Annotated in this window: 13 protein-coding genes; 7 read left to right on the top strand and 6 right to left on the bottom strand. The window is 41.0% G+C overall.

Annotation, left to right across the window (positions count from 1 at the left end; translation table 11 throughout):
- Positions 1 to 10: 10 nt before the first annotated feature.
- Positions 11 to 1,042, top strand: a complete 1,032-nt coding sequence (locus IGJ74_RS09985; protein WP_016620081.1) for a lysylphosphatidylglycerol synthase transmembrane domain-containing protein — start codon at positions 11 to 13, stop codon at positions 1,040 to 1,042.
- Between the two features lie 39 nt (positions 1,043 to 1,081).
- Here IGJ74_RS09985 and IGJ74_RS09980 read toward each other — a convergent pair whose 3' ends face one another.
- On the bottom strand, positions 1,082 to 2,608 hold the full coding sequence (locus IGJ74_RS09980; RefSeq protein ID WP_061054206.1) for an ABC-F family ATP-binding cassette domain-containing protein: 1,527 nt from the start codon (positions 2,606 to 2,608) through the stop codon (positions 1,082 to 1,084).
- Positions 2,609 to 2,915: 307 nt separating this feature from the next.
- On the opposite strand from IGJ74_RS09980, the gene clpB reads away from it, so the two are divergent.
- The 4 genes from clpB to lepB all read left to right on the top strand — a co-directional run bounded on the left by clpB (position 2,916) and on the right by lepB (position 8,916).
- Positions 2,916 to 5,522: an ATP-dependent chaperone ClpB gene (gene clpB, locus IGJ74_RS09975; RefSeq protein WP_008380058.1), complete on the top strand. Its 2,607-nt coding sequence runs from the start codon at positions 2,916 to 2,918 to the stop codon at positions 5,520 to 5,522.
- A gap of 165 nt (positions 5,523 to 5,687) precedes the next feature.
- Positions 5,688 to 7,229, top strand: coding sequence for an ABC transporter permease/substrate-binding protein (locus IGJ74_RS09970; RefSeq protein WP_005235809.1), 1,542 nt, complete (start codon positions 5,688 to 5,690; stop codon positions 7,227 to 7,229).
- Positions 7,226 to 8,179, top strand: a complete 954-nt coding sequence (locus IGJ74_RS09965; RefSeq protein WP_005235811.1) for an ABC transporter ATP-binding protein — start codon at positions 7,226 to 7,228, stop codon at positions 8,177 to 8,179. Before IGJ74_RS09970 ends, IGJ74_RS09965 begins: the two co-directional genes overlap by 4 nt.
- A gap of 167 nt (positions 8,180 to 8,346) precedes the next feature.
- On the top strand, positions 8,347 to 8,916 hold the full coding sequence (gene lepB, locus IGJ74_RS09960) for a signal peptidase I (RefSeq protein ID WP_060792036.1): 570 nt from the start codon (positions 8,347 to 8,349) through the stop codon (positions 8,914 to 8,916).
- A gap of 59 nt (positions 8,917 to 8,975) precedes the next feature.
- On the opposite strand, the gene IGJ74_RS09955 is transcribed toward lepB, so the two are convergent.
- The 4 genes from IGJ74_RS09955 to IGJ74_RS09940 all read right to left on the bottom strand — a co-directional run bounded on the left by IGJ74_RS09955 (position 8,976) and on the right by IGJ74_RS09940 (position 11,855).
- Positions 8,976 to 9,161 carry a hypothetical protein gene (locus IGJ74_RS09955; protein ID WP_005226019.1) on the bottom strand — a complete coding sequence of 62 codons (186 nt, stop codon included), beginning with the start codon at positions 9,159 to 9,161 and terminating at the stop codon, positions 8,976 to 8,978.
- 276 nt (positions 9,162 to 9,437) lie between these two features.
- Positions 9,438 to 10,103 carry a hypothetical protein gene (locus IGJ74_RS09950; protein WP_008380055.1) on the bottom strand — a complete coding sequence of 222 codons (666 nt, stop codon included), beginning with the start codon at positions 10,101 to 10,103 and terminating at the stop codon, positions 9,438 to 9,440.
- The gene (locus IGJ74_RS09945; protein ID WP_005235819.1) at positions 10,104 to 10,589 is read right to left on the bottom strand and encodes a nucleoside 2-deoxyribosyltransferase; all 486 of its coding nucleotides are present in this window, start codon (positions 10,587 to 10,589) and stop codon (positions 10,104 to 10,106) included.
- A 51-nt stretch (positions 10,590 to 10,640) separates the two neighbouring features.
- The gene (locus IGJ74_RS09940; protein WP_005235821.1) at positions 10,641 to 11,855 is read right to left on the bottom strand and encodes a GNAT family N-acetyltransferase; all 1,215 of its coding nucleotides are present in this window, start codon (positions 11,853 to 11,855) and stop codon (positions 10,641 to 10,643) included.
- 145 nt (positions 11,856 to 12,000) lie between these two features.
- On the opposite strand from IGJ74_RS09940, the gene lepA reads away from it, so the two are divergent.
- The gene (lepA, locus tag IGJ74_RS09935) at positions 12,001 to 13,836 is read left to right on the top strand and encodes a translation elongation factor 4 (protein ID WP_005235823.1); all 1,836 of its coding nucleotides are present in this window, start codon (positions 12,001 to 12,003) and stop codon (positions 13,834 to 13,836) included.
- Between the two features lie 333 nt (positions 13,837 to 14,169).
- Here lepA and IGJ74_RS09930 read toward each other — a convergent pair whose 3' ends face one another.
- A complete protein-coding gene (locus tag IGJ74_RS09930) occupies positions 14,170 to 16,509 on the bottom strand; it encodes a transcriptional antiterminator (RefSeq protein WP_218193067.1) in 2,340 nt (779 codons plus the stop codon).
- 286 nt (positions 16,510 to 16,795) lie between these two features.
- On the opposite strand from IGJ74_RS09930, the gene IGJ74_RS09925 reads away from it, so the two are divergent.
- Positions 16,796 to 17,281 carry a PTS system mannose/fructose/N-acetylgalactosamine-transporter subunit IIB gene (locus tag IGJ74_RS09925; RefSeq protein ID WP_005235828.1) on the top strand — a complete coding sequence of 162 codons (486 nt, stop codon included), beginning with the start codon at positions 16,796 to 16,798 and terminating at the stop codon, positions 17,279 to 17,281.
- Positions 17,282 to 17,380: the final 99 nt, after the last annotated feature.

Genomic DNA, 17,380 nt, shown 5'->3' with positions numbered 1-17,380 from the left:
AGGAGTTAATATGAAAACTAAAGTGAAGTTCGCCCTTAATTTACTTTTACTAGTAGGGATTCTGGGTGTGATGTATTTTTTTGTCCGTAACTCGATGATGGATATTTTGGCGGGGCTAAGAGAGACCAGCTTTCTCGTCGTCTTACTGGTTATGGGGCTTGGCACACTGTACCTAGTGATTGAAGGACGAACAGTCAAAGAGATTGCCGTGACTTTCCAACCGGAATTCACCACCAAGGCGGGGTTTCTGACCGTCTGTTACAGTGGTTTTTATCGGATTGTGACGTTTGGGGCAGGCACCTTAATCTCAGAGGTGAATTTTTACCGTAAAAATGGCTTGCAGTTGTCACAGGGCGTTGGGGTCACCACCTTACACATGGTGATGTATAAGTTCGCCATATTGACTTATGCAATCGCTGGGTTGATCATTCAATTTTCGCTATTCTATGACAATGCACCCAATATGATTTGGGTAATTTTAGCGGGGATCGTACTCGTTTTTTTGATCATTGCCGCTTTGTTAGCACTTTCGGTCAGCATCAACATTCAAGTCTTTTTCGTGATCGTCAGCAATAAGCTGTTCAAAAGTGCGACATTAAGAGGAATCGTTGACAAATGCAACACCCAAATTTATTCTTTACGAGAAACAGTCAATGCGATCATTACCGACCGCACCGCTTTCTTGCGTATCTATTTGTGGAATCTTTTGAAGATGCTGCCTTGGTATGTGATTCCTTATGTGATTCTTGTTGTGCAGCATCCAGAGATCGATTTCTTGTTGACGTTATCCTTCATCAGTTTTGCCGTCGTCTTGTCCGGGGTGATTCCAACACCGGCAGGGATCGGATCATTTGAATTTATTTATATGCTGCTTTTTGGTCCATTAGTTGGCACGGTCGATGCTGCGTCTTCCATGCTACTGTACCGTTTAGCAACATTCATTTGGCCCTTCATAATTGGTTTTGCTTATGTAATGAAAGAAAAACGCAAAGATATTAGCCAAGAGTTGACTGAATTAAGAAAAGAAAAAGTGGAAAGTTAAAAACACGCTTATCTTCGAATAGAGGATAAGCGTGTTTTTTTAGTCTTTCAAATCAATGATCCGATCAACAAAGGATTCATAAAACTCGCCTTCATGGGAAACGATCAAAACTGTTCCAGGAAAGGCCGCTAGGGTTTCTTCCAAATTGTTTTTCGTATCTTGATCGATATGGTTGGTCGGTTCATCAAGAATCAAGAAGTTACTTTTGATCAACATCATTTCGGCTAGTTTGACTTTTGTCTGTTCACCACCACTTAATAGCTTCAATTCTTCTTGGGCTAATTGGCTAGGTAAACCTGCCCGAGAAAGTTGCCGTCGCAATTCTTTGTTGGTGGCCTTTGGAAAAAGATCCTCAAGGTATTGAAGAGGGGTCTGCAAGGGATATTCCCAGTCAAGGTCTTGAGAAAAGTAATTGAATTTTGTATGCTGTGGGTAAGAAACGGCCCCTTCAATTGCTGGGATCACACCAAGAATTGTTTTGATCAATGTTGATTTACCGATCCCATTAAATCCCCGTATAGCAATTTTTTCGCCATAGCGGATCGTTAGGTTGATCGGGGAGAGTAAGGGCTTTTGGTCGTATCCAATGACTAGATTGGTGGTTTCCAAGGCCAAGGTGGTAACGATTGGTGCCAAATCAAATCCTAAATGGGGTTTAGGGACATCTTGTGGTGGGGTCAAACGATCAATTTTTGCCAACTGCTTTTCACGACTCTTTGCCATTGTTGAACGAGAACCAGCTTTGTATTTACGAATATAGCTTTCGGTTTTCTTGATATGCTCTTGTTGTGCTTCGTATTGCTTCATATAGCTTTCATTTTGCAGCGTTTTTAGTTTTAATGCTTTGTCTAAATTCCCCGTATACTTAGAAAGCTTGCCAAATTCGATATCAATGATATGGGTCGTGATTTCGTTAAGGAATTGACGATCATGAGAAACGACTAAATAGGTACCAGTAAAGTCCTGTAAAAACTCAACTAGCCATTTGATGTGCTCATCATCTAAGTGGTTGGTCGGTTCATCTAAAATCAGCATGTCGGGTTTTTCTAGCAGCATTTTTGCCAAGATCAGTTTTGAGCGTTGACCACCACTTAAAGAAGCGAGGGGGGTATCCATTCCGAGAACCGAAATACCTAACCCTTCTGCTAAATCATCGATCAATGTATCCATTTGGTAGAAATTTCCTTGATCCAATTGATTTTGCAATTCGCCCGCTTTTTCTAAAAGCTTATCGTCGAGGCTTTCGCCATAAGAAGTATAAAGATCGGCAATCTGTTGCTCTTTTTCGAAGTCTTCTGCAAAGGCAGAGCGCAAAAAATCACGGATCGATTGCGTTTCATCAACATTGACGTATTGATCCAAATAGCCCATTTTCAAATTTTTCGGAAATTGGACGAAGCCATCATCGGGGAGAATTTCTCCTGTAATGATTTTGATTAAAGTACTTTTGCCAGCGCCATTCCGTCCAATCAAACCGACTTTTTCACCACGGTTGATTTGAACGGAAACGTCTTCGTAAAGCAATTTGTCGCCAAATTGTTGGCTAATATTCGTTAATGTTAACATCATTTCCTCCATATAAAAAAGCTGTAAACAGTAGACGTTACAGCTAAGTAGATAATCTTACTGAATAAAAATCGCCAAAGAGCGATCAAAACGATCAGGAAAATCGATTGTTCCTGACCAATCAGGACCTAGCATACCATTGCTGCTTCCCATCTGTCAATTTTCATGAAAGAATACTGAAAAAAATCTTGATGTTCGAGGGAAAACTTTTGACCATTACTGACCAACGTTGTATAATAGAAGAGTAGAAAAAAGGATACTGCTTGCAGCGTACTTTTTTCTGACTACCATTTTGGGAGGGAAAAGTATGAACCCAGAAAAAATGACGACTACATTACAAAGTGCTATCGCTGAAGCCCAGCAGATTGCCATGACCCGTCACCATCAAGAAATTGATATTCCGCATTTATGGAAGATTTTATTGCAAGCCAATCAATTCGGCCGCAATTTTTACACGGACACAGGTCTCGATGTCGATGCTTTTGAAAAAGAAGTCGATCGACTATTAGATGAACTGCCTTCGGTTGAAGGAGGAAATGTTCGTTATGGTCAATCTATGAGTCAAAATCTGTTTCATCTTTTGTCTGAGGCAGATCAATTAAAAAATGAATTTCAAGACGAGTATCTTTCCACAGAAATCGTCCTTTATGCGTTGATGAAATTGAAAAATCATCCATTGACGGTGTATTTAAAGAAACAAGGAATCACTGCGAAAGAAATCAAGCAAACGATCGAAACATTAAGAGGAGGGGATCGTGTGACCTCACAAAATCAAGAAGAACAATACAAAGCATTAGAAAAATACGGCGTTGACCTGGTGCAACAAGTCCGCAGCGGAAAAATGGACCCAATTATCGGACGAGACGAAGAAATTCGCGATGTGATTCGCATCCTTTCTCGGAAGACAAAAAACAATCCCGTTTTGATTGGTGAACCAGGGGTTGGTAAAACAGCCATCGTTGAAGGATTGGCACAACGGATCGTGCGAAAAGACGTCCCAGAAAACCTAAAAGACAAAACGATCTTTTCTCTGGATATGGGTGCCTTGATCGCAGGTGCTAAATTCAGAGGTGAATTTGAAGAGCGTTTGAAAGCTGTCTTACAAGAAGTGAAAAAAGCCGATGGACGGATCATTCTCTTTATTGATGAGATCCACAATATTGTAGGTGCTGGTAAGACGGAAGGCAGCATGGATGCTGGAAACTTACTAAAACCAATGCTGGCACGGGGAGAATTGCATACGATTGGCGCAACCACCCTTGATGAATACCGTCAATACATGGAAAAGGATAAAGCTTTGGAACGTCGTTTCCAAAAAGTGCTGGTACAGGAACCAACCGTTCAAGACACGATTTCGATTTTACGTGGCTTGAAAGAACGGTTCGAGATCCATCATGGCGTCAACATCCATGACAACGCGCTTGTTGCTGCGGCGACCTTATCTGATCGGTATATCACGGACCGCTTTTTACCAGATAAAGCCATTGACTTGATCGATGAGGCGAGTGCCACAATTCGGGTGGAAATGAATTCGATGCCTACTGAGCTCGACCAAGTTACCCGTCGTTTGATGCAACTTGAGATCGAAGAAGCCGCATTGAAAAAGGAATCCGATGATGCATCGAAAAAACGCTTAGGCATTTTACAAGAAGAATTGGCGGAATTGCGTGAAGAAGTCAATACCATGAAAATGCAGTGGGAAACGGAAAAAGAAGAAGTCAATGCAGTTTCCAACAAACGGGCAGAGATCGATAAAGCCAAGCATGAGTTGGAAGATGCTGAAAATAACTATGATTTGGAACGGGCAGCTGTTCTTCGTCATGGGACGATTCCACAACTGGAAAAAGAACTAGCTGAACTGGAAGAAAAAAATCAAGATGAAGGCATTCGGATGGTCCAAGAATCAGTGACCGAAAATGAGATTGCCCTAGTCGTTGGACGTTTGACAGGGATTCCTGTTGCGAAATTAGTGGAAGGCGAACGGGAAAAACTGTTGAAATTAAATGAGACCTTGCATCAACGAGTGATCGGACAAGACGAAGCCGTCGATGCCGTCAGTGATGCCGTCATTCGTTCACGAGCTGGCCTGCAAGATCCAAATCGACCATTAGGTTCCTTCTTGTTCTTAGGTCCGACCGGCGTCGGTAAGACCGAATTAGCGAAAGCGTTGGCGGTCAACCTCTTTGATTCAGAAGAGCATATGGTTCGGATCGATATGAGCGAATACATGGAAAAACATTCGGTGTCTCGCTTAGTCGGTGCCCCTCCAGGCTATGTAGGATTTGAAGAAGGTGGCCAATTGACTGAAGCTGTTCGACGCAATCCATACACGATCGTCTTATTGGATGAGATCGAAAAAGCCCATCCTGATGTTTTCAATATCTTATTACAAGTGCTTGATGATGGCCGTTTGACAGATTCAAAAGGGCGAGTCGTTGATTTCAAAAATACAGTCTTGATCATGACTAGCAATATCGGCTCTCAAGTCTTGCTAGATGGCGTGACCGCAGAAGGGACGATCCCAGAAAACGTTGCTGAAAATGTCCGTAATCTCTTGAGAGGGCATTTTAAACCAGAATTCTTAAATCGGATCGATGACACGATTTTGTTCACACCGCTTAGTCTAAACGATGTGACAGGCATCGTCGACAAGATCATCGCACAGCTGTCACAACGACTGGAAGTCCAAGATATACTGTTGACTATCACTGAAGAAGCCAAACGCTGGATCGCTGAAAATGCTTATGAGCCAGCGTATGGTGCGCGACCTCTCCGTCGGTTTATCACGAGAGAAGTCGAAACCCCGTTGGCAAAAGAAATCGTTGCTGGCAGAGTCTTACCAAAGACCCAAGTCACGATCGAATTATTGAACGAACAGCTGGTTTTTGAAAATACGCCAATTACCGAGGAATAAAAAGATAAAAAATGGATAAATGCAAAACGATGGTTGCCGTTTCATTGGTAGCCATCGTTTTTTTTGTCGCTCAACATAAGACAAAAAAGTTCCCCTTGCTTGTTGTTTGGAGGAAATTCGCACTTCGATTATACTGTTCTTATGGAGTAGGAGAGGAATGAAAAGATGAATACTTTTTTTGAAACGTTGAATGAGCGAAAAGGGGAATTGCTGACAGCTGTCTTTGAGCATTTGTCATTGTCGATCATTGCGCTGCTGGTGGCGATCGTTATTGCTGTCCCGTTAGCCATTTGGCTGGTTAATCATAAACGGGCAGCGGAAGTCGGCCTACAAATAACGAGTGTGCTACAAACGATTCCATCACTGGCACTGTTAGGTTTATTGATTCCATTTGTGGGGATCGGAACGCCGCCTGCGTTGATCGCACTAGTTATTTATGCGTTATTGCCGATCTTTCAAAATACCTATATTGGCCTTTCGGAGATCGATCCATCAATCGAAGAAGCTGCGGCGGCATTTGGTATGTCTCGGATGCGCCGATTGATCAAAGTCGAATTGCCGATTGCCTTGCCTGTCATTATTTCGGGGATTCGCACGGCGTTGGTCTTGATCATCGGAACAGCGACTTTAGCCGCTCTGATTGGCGCTGGTGGGCTAGGTTCCTTTATTTTGTTGGGGATCGATCGGAATGCCCCTGAATTAACGTTGATCGGCGCGATCGGGTCTGCTTTACTGGCTATTATTTTCAGTACGTTGATCCGTTATCTACAACACCTGAAACCGCGCTATACCTTGATTACGCTGGCAGCGATCATCTTGCTGATTGGCGGCGTTTCTTTTTCACAGAGCGGATTTTTCGCGCCGAAAACCATTACCATAGCTGGGAAGTTAGGGTCTGAACCTGATATCTTGATCAACATGTACAAAGAATTGATTGAGCAAGAAGATCCTGATGCCCAAGTTGAACTAGAGCCAAATTTTGGAAAAACCTCTTTCTTATTCAGCGCATTGGACAATGGTCAAGTTGATATATATCCAGAGTTTACTGGTACCGTGTTGGAGAGCTTAGTTGAGGTACCAGAAGAGCTTGCGAGTCAAAAACTTGACTCAGACGAAACCTATACCGAAGCAGTCAATCTGTTACAGGATCAGTTTGAGATGACCTTGCTTCAGCCGATGGCGTATCAAAATACCTATGCGTTGGCTGTGAAAAAAGAATTTGCTGAGGAAAATGGACTAACCACGATCTCTGATTTGAAGAAAATCGAAAATAAAATCAAAGCCGGCTTTACCCTCGAATTCATTGATCGGACGGACGGTTATGCGGGCATCCAAGAACTCTATGGGCTAGATTTTCCAAGTGTCCAAAGTATGGAACCAGCATTGCGTTATCAAGCCATCAATAATGGCGATATCAATCTACTGGATGCCTATTCCACGGACAGTGAATTGCGTCAATATGGCTTAGTTATTCTAGAAGACGATCAAGAACTATTTCCACCTTATCAAGGAGCGCCTTTGATGAAAGAAGCCTTTGCCAAGGAACATCCAGAAGTCGTCCGTGCATTGGAAAAGTTGGCAGGTAAAATCACCGAAGAACAAATGAGTGAAATGAATTATCAGGTCAATGTCGAAGGAAAAAATCCAGCAGAAGTCGCGCGTACCTTCCTGATAGATGAAGGATTAATTAAGGAGGGACAAGAATGACACCAATTATTGAATTTAAAAACGTCAGTAAAAAGTTTGATCAAAAAATAGTGATCGATCAATTAGATCTGAGCATCAATAAAGGGGAAATCTTTGTTTTGGTCGGTCCTTCTGGGAGTGGGAAAACGACGACTTTGAAGATGATCAACGCGTTGTCAGAACCAACGGATGGCGATATTTACTTCAAAGAAAAACGAATCAAAGAATACAATATCCAAAAAATGCGTTGGCAAATGGGGTATGTTCTCCAACAAATCGCCCTGTTTCCGACAATGGATGTGAAGCAAAATATTGAAGTAATCCCAGAGATGTTAGGGTGGTCGAAAAAAGATCGCTCAGAAGCCGTGGATCGTTTGCTGACACAGGTCAAACTTGACCCAGAGCAATACCGCCATCGAATGCCTAAAGAGTTGTCAGGAGGAGAACAGCAGCGGATCGGGATTTTAAGAGCGTTAGCTGCTAACCCAGAAATTATTCTGATGGACGAGCCCTTTAGTGCTCTTGATCCAATTTCTCGAAATTCCTTACAGGAGTTAGTCCTCGATTTGCACCAAGAGCTTGGGACGACGATTATTTTTGTCACGCATAACATGAAAGAAGCGGTAAAACTAGGTACGCGCATTGCTGTCATGAATCAAGGGAAGATCGTCCAATGTGATACACCGGAAGTGATTGTCTCGCAACCAAAAACTGCTTTTGTGAAAAGTTTTTTTGAAGAGACCGGTGAAGACGAAGCAAAACTGGTCACTGCAGGGGATTTGATGCGGATGAACTTTTTCAGCGATGAAGTCAACCCAGTGGCTCCTCAAATCGCTGCATCTACTACTTTAAATGAGTTGTATACCTTATTTGCAACTCATGACACGGTAGTGATTGAAGAAGAGCAGAAACTCGTAGGGAGTCTAAGTCGAAAAGATGTGTTTGCTTTCTTGAGTCGTGATCGAACGTAAAAGGTTCTTTATGGCCACTAGAAATGTCATATTTTTTTAAAAATCGATGATTTCTCTTGCTCAATGTAAAAATTCCACGTAAGATTGAGGAAGATATCTTTTGTCAGAATGCCAGAAACGAGCTTTGATAATGACAAAAGATGCAGTAAAGGAGCGAAAGAGCAGCTATGGTAAAAATCCTAAAAGAGAATTGGTTACTGCTTTTCTTTATCGTCGCCGTGGTTCTCATCCGTTTGTTTGTCCTGACGCCAGTTCAAGTCAGTGGCCATTCTATGGATCCAACTTTGGCCGATAAGCAGCGTTTGATTGCATCAAAAATTTCTTCATATGACCGCCAAGACATCGTGATATGTGTTGAACCAGATGATCCAAGCAAAATTGCTGTCAAGCGGCTGATTGGTTTACCCGGTGATACGATTGAGATGAAAGATGATGTCCTAACAATCAATGGAGAAGTATACGAAGAACCCTATTTAGATGAGTTTAAAGAGAAATTTGCGGACGATCAATTACAAGACGAATATTCTTATCGCGAAATGTTTCAGCAGATCGCCGCTGGTGCCGAACACTTTACCGACGATTTTACGGTAACTGTTCCTGAAGGCAGCTATTTTGTGATGGGAGACAATCGTTTGATCTCTCGGGACAGTCGTAGTTTCGGGGTCGTAACAGAAGATCAAATGGAGGGGAAAGTGCTGCTGCGTTTTTGGCCTTTGAATCAAATCAAACTTTTCTAATCACAAAAAAACATTCTTGCCAATGCAGCGAAAACGCCGCAACTGGCAAGAATGTTTTTTTAGATGACCCAAGCGACAAATGCAACCATTGAAAAGAACATCGTCCAAACCGCAATAATAGCTGATGCGATAAAAATAATTTTGATTGATAAAGGTTGGACAAATTTTCGGGCATCTTTAGAGAACGCATAGGTGATCGATGAAAAAATCAAGCAGCATAAAATAAAAAACACTGTTAGAACCATAAGCCTCTCCTTTACTGACGCAATGTCAAATGAATAATGTAATTATAACAGACCATGGTTTTTTGGGGAAATAAAAATGATTAAACGAGGGAATTTTCTTGTACTTGTAACCGTTTTATAGGGAAGTGTAAGGAAGGTCGAACCTTGTTAGACAGCGAATCCATAAAAATAAGATGTGTTATTTAAGTATTTTTATAAATTTTTCTTTATCAATAAAAGAACAAAAGAAAAAAGCTTGTTGAAAAACGATGGTTTCAACAAGCTTTTAAAGGTTGGTTATGATAATTTTTTAATCCGATAACTTTCAAAGTAATCAGGTTTGCCTCGTCCTTGAACATACGCGATCACGCCCATCAAAGCAGCGCCAATCGTGTTGGTTAGTAAATCGCCCATCGTATCCATCAATGCTTCACGACCAATAAACGGGGTGCCATCTAAGGTTGCATAACGTTGGAGATTCATTCCACCAACAGAGTCGCAGATGAATTCCCAAAACTCCCAGAAAACACCACACAAGCCAGCAAAAGCAAAGCCCATCAGTAAAAATAACCAAGGCGAAACTTTTGAAACGGGCACTTCTTTTAGTAAGAGACAGATCAATCCATAGCCTACAGCCGTCAAGACCATTGGGCTTACCGCATGCAGAATTTTATCCCAGAAAGCAATGGTTTCGATCAAATGTAAGATCGTCCCCATGAATACGGAGATCAGCAAGAAAAACCAATAAAAGTAGACGGTGGCATTTGGTAGCTGGATTTTTAAGAACTTTTTACTCATTTCTGGGACAAAGATCAATAAAATCCCAAGTAAGGCTTGACCCAAGAAAATCAGTCCTTGTGTTTGCGGATAGACGCCACGGAAAAATTCCCACAAAGAAAAACAAAACACGAGAATACCGAAAATAGTGAATACCTTTTGCAGTCGCTGATAATTTTGCCCCATTTAGTTGTCCTCCGAAAGATAGTCTGCTAAGCCAGCTACAAGTGCTGCTTCAGAGGAATAAATCTCACCGTTTAGCTTGATCAAACCCACCGTATAAAGATTGACATAGTGGAACTGATTTTCCGCAACGGTTTGTAATGCTGCCAGCTTTTGCTGATTATCGGCACCTTGTTGGCGACTATCCGTATAAAGCCCTAAAACAGGAATGCCTTTTGCATAGGCGACGCCGATCTCAGAGGCAACCCCAGCATCGATGGTCAAACCATCCAGCAAAGCGATCATCAAATCGCTTTCCAGTACTTTTTCGGTATCTGCCAACGCAATCATTTTGCTATCCGCGTAGGCGGACTTATCATTGATCGCGGCATTTTCTTGAGGTAAATAAATCTCCAGCTGCGGATACTGCTGACGAATCGACGCAACAAGTTCGGCGTTGTAGCGAAGGTCACTAGCAGCAAACAGGGGAGCAGCAAAATATAGTTTCATTCAAAAACACTCCTTAATCATTCATAGTTGTACGTTTTGTTGATTCGTTGTTTAGAAATAATCACTGAAATAGGCTTCCATATCAGGGATGATCGATTCTAGTAATGCCAGTGTTTCTGAATCGGTATTTAGCCGTTCCACACGCTCTAAGTAAGCTGGACGGCGGTAATTCATCAACAGACAAGACAATGTCTGAATATCCAGCTGGACAGCTTTTCCGATGGCTTCTCTTGAAACCACGATCTCCCCGTGATTGTATTGGACACCGAAGATTCCGTTGTTCCAATCGGCAACTGGGTCAGAAACAACAAAGTGAAAGGGTGTTTGAAAGGCTTCAAATGGGAAGTTTTTCAAAAACTGTTCAACATCGACGATCCGCGCCATGTAATAAGGCTCAATGGTTTCTTTGATTTGGCTATCATCCAGGTAGAAGGACAGGGGTTCATTTGAATAAATGTCTCCTTTGACCCAATAGACCATTGAGAAATGAGCAGAGATAAAATTCCAAAGACCATTGCGGGCTTCTTGATTTAAGTAGAACATTTCCTTTACATGGAAGACTTCTTCGGCTACCCAATAAAAAAGTACACCAGTCGGATGACCACTGGCATTGTAATAGACAGCCGCGGTGCGCTCTTCTTCATTTTCATAGCGCCAATACTCTTCCCAGTGAAAAGAGGTCCGCTGCAAGGCGCCATGGTTTTCCCGGGAGAATTGGTTATAGACAGTAAAGACATCAGGGTCATCCACTTCTTTGCGCTCTACGATCCCAGGGACTTCTTTGGTTTTCGGAAGCTGGGTATCACGAATTTTGAAGGTCAGCTTGTCGGACATAATCTCCCAGCCTTTGCGACGATAGTAAGGCACATTGTATGGATAAAGGTAGGAGATCCATTGCTGATCTTCCCGCATGGTTTCTAAGGCAAGCTTGATCAAGTCTTTCATCAGGCCATGTCCGGCATATTCAGGGTAGGTCCCAACACCGGTCACTCCGCCCATTTTGATCAATTTGCCGTGTATATTGACTTCACAAGGATAAACAGCGATTTGCGAGATCAACTTGTCTTCATTGAACCAGCCAAAGACCTTGGAAAGCTCTAAGATCGGGCGCTTAGATTTAATCATTTCCCGTTTGCTCTCATAGCCGCTTTCTTCAATATCCGATTCAGTGATCTGAAAAACGTAGCTTAACAGTTCATTGAACTGATCAACGTCTTTTTCATCCACCGCTCGAATATGTAGATTTTGATGAAAATTATTGTCCATTCTTTCAACTCCAATTTATTTGCTAGCTCTAGTATAGCAAAACCTGAATGAATATGTCTAAATAACGGTTAAGAAAAATACTTTAACTATTGGCGTTTCGTTGGTATAATAGAAAAGCTGACTAAAAGAAATGAGGAACGTATCCATGAACATAGAAGAAATGAAAAAACGACAGGAGAAGATTCGTAATTTCTCCATTATCGCCCATATCGACCATGGGAAATCAACACTGGCGGACCGTATTTTGGAACAAACCCATACGGTGACGTCTCGGGAAATGCAAAACCAATTATTAGACTCCATGGATCTTGAACGTGAACGAGGAATCACGATCAAATTAAATGCCGTGGAACTTAACTATACCGCCAAAGATGGAGAAACCTACATCTTCCATTTGATCGACACCCCAGGGCACGTCGATTTCACCTATGAAGTTTCCCGCAGTTTGGCCGCTTGTGAAGGCGCCGTACTCGTCGTTGATGCGGCTCAAGGGATCGAAGCACAGACATTGGCAAACGTCTACTTGGCGTTAGACAATGATTTAGAGATCCTACCAGTCATTAATAAAATAGACTTGCCAGCTGCCGATCCTGAGCGGGTACGAACAGAGATCGAAGATGTTATCGGAATCGATGCCAGTGAAGCTGTTTTAGCGAGTGCCAAAGCAGGTATTGGGATCGAAGACATTTTGGAACAAATCGTTGAGTATGTCCCAGCTCCAGCAGGTGATATTGAAGCACCGTTAAAAGCGTTGATCTTTGACTCCGTGTACGATTCCTATCGTGGGGTGGTCTTAAACGTCCGCATTATGGACGGGATGGTCAAACCTGGAGATAAAATCAAAATGATGAGCAATGGCAAGACCTTTGATGTCACGGAAGTCGGCGTCTTTTCACCCAAAGCCATTCAACGAGATGCGTTGATGGTGGGCGATGTTGGGTATATCACTGCTGCCATCAAGACTGTTAAAGATACGCAAGTCGGAGATACGGTGACTTTAGCCAACAATCCAGCAGCCGAAGCATTGGAAGGCTACCGCCAAATGAATCCAATGGTTTATTGCGGATTGTACCCAATCGATACCTCACGCTACAACGACCTTCGAGAAGCATTGGAAAAATTACAACTGAATGATGCAGCATTGCAATTTGAGCCAGAAACCTCTCAAGCGTTAGGATTTGGGTTCCGATGCGGCTTCTTAGGCCTATTACACATGGATGTCGTGCAAGAACGGCTAGAACGTGAATTTAACCTTGAGCTGATTACGACTGCACCATCCGTAATCTATCATGTCAACAAGACAGATGGCTCAATGGTCGTCGTTGATAACCCAGCAGAATTTCCTGAACCAGTCACGATCGACAATGTACAAGAACCATACGTAAAAGCACAAATCATGGTTCCTAATGATTACGTCGGTGCTGTAATGGAATTGTCCCAACGCAAACGGGGAGACTTTGTCACGATGGATTACTTGGATGATTATCGAGTAAACGTCGTTTATGAGATCCCATTATCGGAAATCGTCTTTGATTTCTTTGATAAATTGAAATCCAGCACGAAAGGGTATGCATCACTCGATTACGAAATGTCTGGTTACCGCACTAGCAAGCTAGTGAAGATGGACATCTTGCTGAACACTGAAAAAGTCGATGCATTGAGCTTTATCGTTCACCGTGACTTTGCTTATGAACGAGGCAAAGCCATCGTTGAAAAACTGAAGAAACTGATCCCACGACAACAATTTGAAGTACCGATCCAAGCAGCCATCGGACAAAAAATCGTTGCCCGTTCAGACATTAAAGCCTTGCGTAAAAACGTATTGGCGAAATGTTATGGCGGTGACGTTTCTCGGAAACGCAAACTTCTGGAGAAACAAAAAGAAGGGAAGAAGCGGATGAAACAAATCGGCTCTGTCGAAGTACCGCAAGAAGCCTTCATGGCAGTTCTGAAAATGGATGAGGATGAACCGAAGAAATAGATTGTTTTAAATTGAAAAATCGATTAAAGGAATCTTTTCGTGTGGCAGAAAAAGTGTGACTAGTTGTCTATAACATTTGGCTCTTCGACTTTTAGTGTTGGTAGAGAAAGATACAACTGAAAATTTAGTCATGACCAGTTAGGCAGAGTGCTTAATTGGTTTTTTTCGGCTCTTTGTCAACAATGAAAATGGGACTGAAGAATCAATTGTGATTCATTAGTCCCAAAAATTATAGAGCCATGATTTCTTGCGAACAAATTGGAAATAAGCAAAAGGAAACAGGATGTAGAGACTATTTAGAAACGGTCTCATTCATTCTGTTTTTGTGTGTAGTTAGAACAGGTAGGTTAGCAGCATGATATCTTCATCCGTAAAATCAATGAATGAGAGATCAACTGCTTGATCAAGTTGCTTTTTGATTCGTTGAAATTTTTGATTTGCTAGTCTTTTATATGTGGATCGATCAATGGTAACTAACGAGTCGTGATCGTTCGCCATATGCTTTTCTAAAAGACAGTTTCCTTGAAAAAGAAAGTCAAGAATGAGTTTATTTGAAAGCGTGATAGCTAAATCGCTGGCGATATGTTTTAAAAGCTTATATAAAACTTCATTGGTTTTAGCTGTATTTAGTCGTGAAAAAAGCTGATTAAAAAGTTCATAGTATTCGCTGTTTGTTCGTTCTGCACGATCATTCAAGGAATCGTCTGCCAAAAATTTCTTGTGTTCATTTTTTTTATTGATAATCGTTGAAGAAACGGAGACAACACTCATGATGTTTCCATTCAGAATACACAGAATATCATAGATATGGGCCATCGTCGGTGGGTAGGTAGTGAAGGTTAAGAGCCGGATTTCCAGGAGAATCTTATTGTCTATATCATTAGATGGGTCATAATCAGTGACTAGGACTGTTCCGCCACCGCGATCGATCGTTTTTAGATTTCTAGACATCTTTCTGACAAATGAATGAACCTCTCCCTTATCCATCGCCTCTGTTCGTCTGGAACTCATGGAAAAGATTGCTCTCTTTCCAATCAATTCGTTAAACCGCTGAGCCAAATGTTCCGCAATTCCATTGTCTCTGGCTGAAATCAGCATTGGGACTCTGACATCAGTTACTTTTTTGATCCCTAAAATAATCAGCTTCCGAATAAAAGTGATTTTTGGCTCTGATATCCCTTTTTGATACTTACGCAAGAAACGCTCGATTTTCTTGATAATGCCAGTAATTCCTTTAAAATTATCGTCCTGTTTTGGAAAAATATAGTTCTCAATAGGGAAGCTTCCTCTAATAATTTCCGCGATCGTTTTGATAATGTAATTCTGTAAAATCGGATCTTTGATTAGCGGCGTCTCTGATAAAAAGTTGAATAAGCGTTTTTCCAAGGTATGCTGGTAGTCTTGCTCGCTATAAAAAACTAAATTTGTTGGCAAGGTATTAATCAAATGTTCGATCGTCTGCTTTTCAAAGATATGTCGGTCGATTAACCAATTCTCGGCTGGTGTACTGTTTAAGATTTCTAGTGTGGACAAGTTGGATTGAGTGGAAAAGGTAAGCCTTTCTGGAAATTTATCCCAAAAATGTTTCTCATCTCGTGGGCCTTCAACGTTTTGGTCAATTTTCTCAGATAAATGCCTGGTTGATACAAGAATTGTTGTACTGGCAGCACTCTCTATATTTCGATTGAAAAAAGCTTGAGAGATCGAATATAAGATCTCTTTTTTTATATAGGCAATGTTTGAACTGGCTGAAATAGCGGCAAGCGCTTGAATCACTTTTTTGGTAACCATGATTTCTCGTGAAATTTGTCTGCATTCTGTTAAATAAATGCTTGAAATAATTTCAACTTTTTCCTTTAAAAGACGTTCGCTAAATTTAGGGAAATATCCCACATAAGGACTGATTTCATAAAACTGTTCGATATTTTGCATATGAGGTGGTATCAGTAAAGCCACCAATGGTTGAGTGCCGCCTTCATTTTTATAATAAAAAGAGAGCTCATCGAGTTTTCTTGAAACATCTGATGCTGAAATGGAAGAATCTAGCTCGATGACCAAAAAAGAAGACAGACCTTCTTTTTTCCTTTTTAACTCTGGGAGAATATCAAGCTTGTTTTGTTCGGACCAAAGAGCATAGAAGATTTTTCTTGCAGATTTGGAAGTTTCTTTCCTTTTATTTTGCTCGATCAATTTTTCTAAAAAGAATTTTCTCCCGACGCCTTTTTCGCCTCTTAAAATAATTATTTTCAGCTCATTGCTTGGATAATAAAAGATCGGTAAAACATTTTGTACTACATTGTATAACGAACTCGTTTCACCAATGTCTAAAGCATCCAACTGAAATTCAGTCGCACTAAGAATTGATGTTTCATTTAGAAAAAGGTAGTTATTCAAGTGGTCATCTTTTTGAATTGTATGAGGCAAAGATAGATAGGGAAAATTCTTTGTCAAAACTTGAGTAGAAATGAATAAAGTTGGTCGTCCTTTTAGCTTGATCAGTTGTTTTTCTTGATGCAGCTTATTCAACATACGCGAAACATTGGAGCGATCAATTACTAAATCAACTGATAGAACCAATGCGCAACAGTCTGAAAAATCATAAGTACCCTGCATGATTTGCTCTTGAGTCATCTCTTCGATGCGATGGAGTAGTTTTTCCTGCTGAGTTGCCATAATTTCCTCCTAAATTTGTTGTATTTATTAAAGAATGCGCTTACACTGTTTTTCATAGAATTATACCACAAAATAATAGTTGGTGTTTCTATAGTGTAATATATTACTTTTAATGCTTTTATAAAGGTATTTTATTGTGGTACACAAAAGGTTTTTGGGAGATTTTGACTTGTGGTTTTGGATATGTGATAGTGAGGATGTTCTTAAAGGATGTAGTCTTAAATTTACCAGAGAGGAGCCGTTATTCAAGTAAGAGATTACAAACAATGCATAGGAGGAAACAGAAATGGAAAATTTAAAATTGACACGGATCGATTTTCGTTTGATCCATGGGCAGGTAATGACCAGATGGGTAAAGGAATACAACATTAAAGATATCGTGGTGATTGACGACAAATCAGCGAAGAGTCCCATCTTGAAAAAAATACTATTAAATGCGGCACCCTCATCGGTAAATGTTTTTGTAGAATCGATTGCAAGCGCTACCGAAAAATGGAAGCAGAATGATTTCCCTAAGAATAATTTACTTATTCTCTTCAAAGATACAAAAACAGCGGCCAAAGCATGGAAAGACGGAATTAAGTATACCTCGCTACAAATTGGCGGCATTGAAGGTTCCGGAAACAAAAAAAATATCAATAAAAATATTGTCATGTCAGAAGAGGATGTTCAGGACCTGGTTCCGCTACACGAAAGTGGGGTGCGAGTTTACGGACAACCGATTCCCGAAGATACGGAGTATGCATTTAAAAATATTTTAAGTAAGTTTTAAAAAAGGATTGTCTTTTCATTCAAGAAATTTCTTGAATGAACACTTTAATGAAATGATAGTAGGCATTTGAACAAGATTCATTAGTGCGAAGGAGGAAAA

Source organism: Enterococcus sp. AZ009 (genome assembly GCF_050548785.1).
Taxonomy (GTDB): Bacteria; Bacillota; Bacilli; order Lactobacillales; family Enterococcaceae; genus Enterococcus_D; species Enterococcus_D entomosocium.
This window is presented reverse-complemented; position numbering and strand designations above follow the sequence as displayed.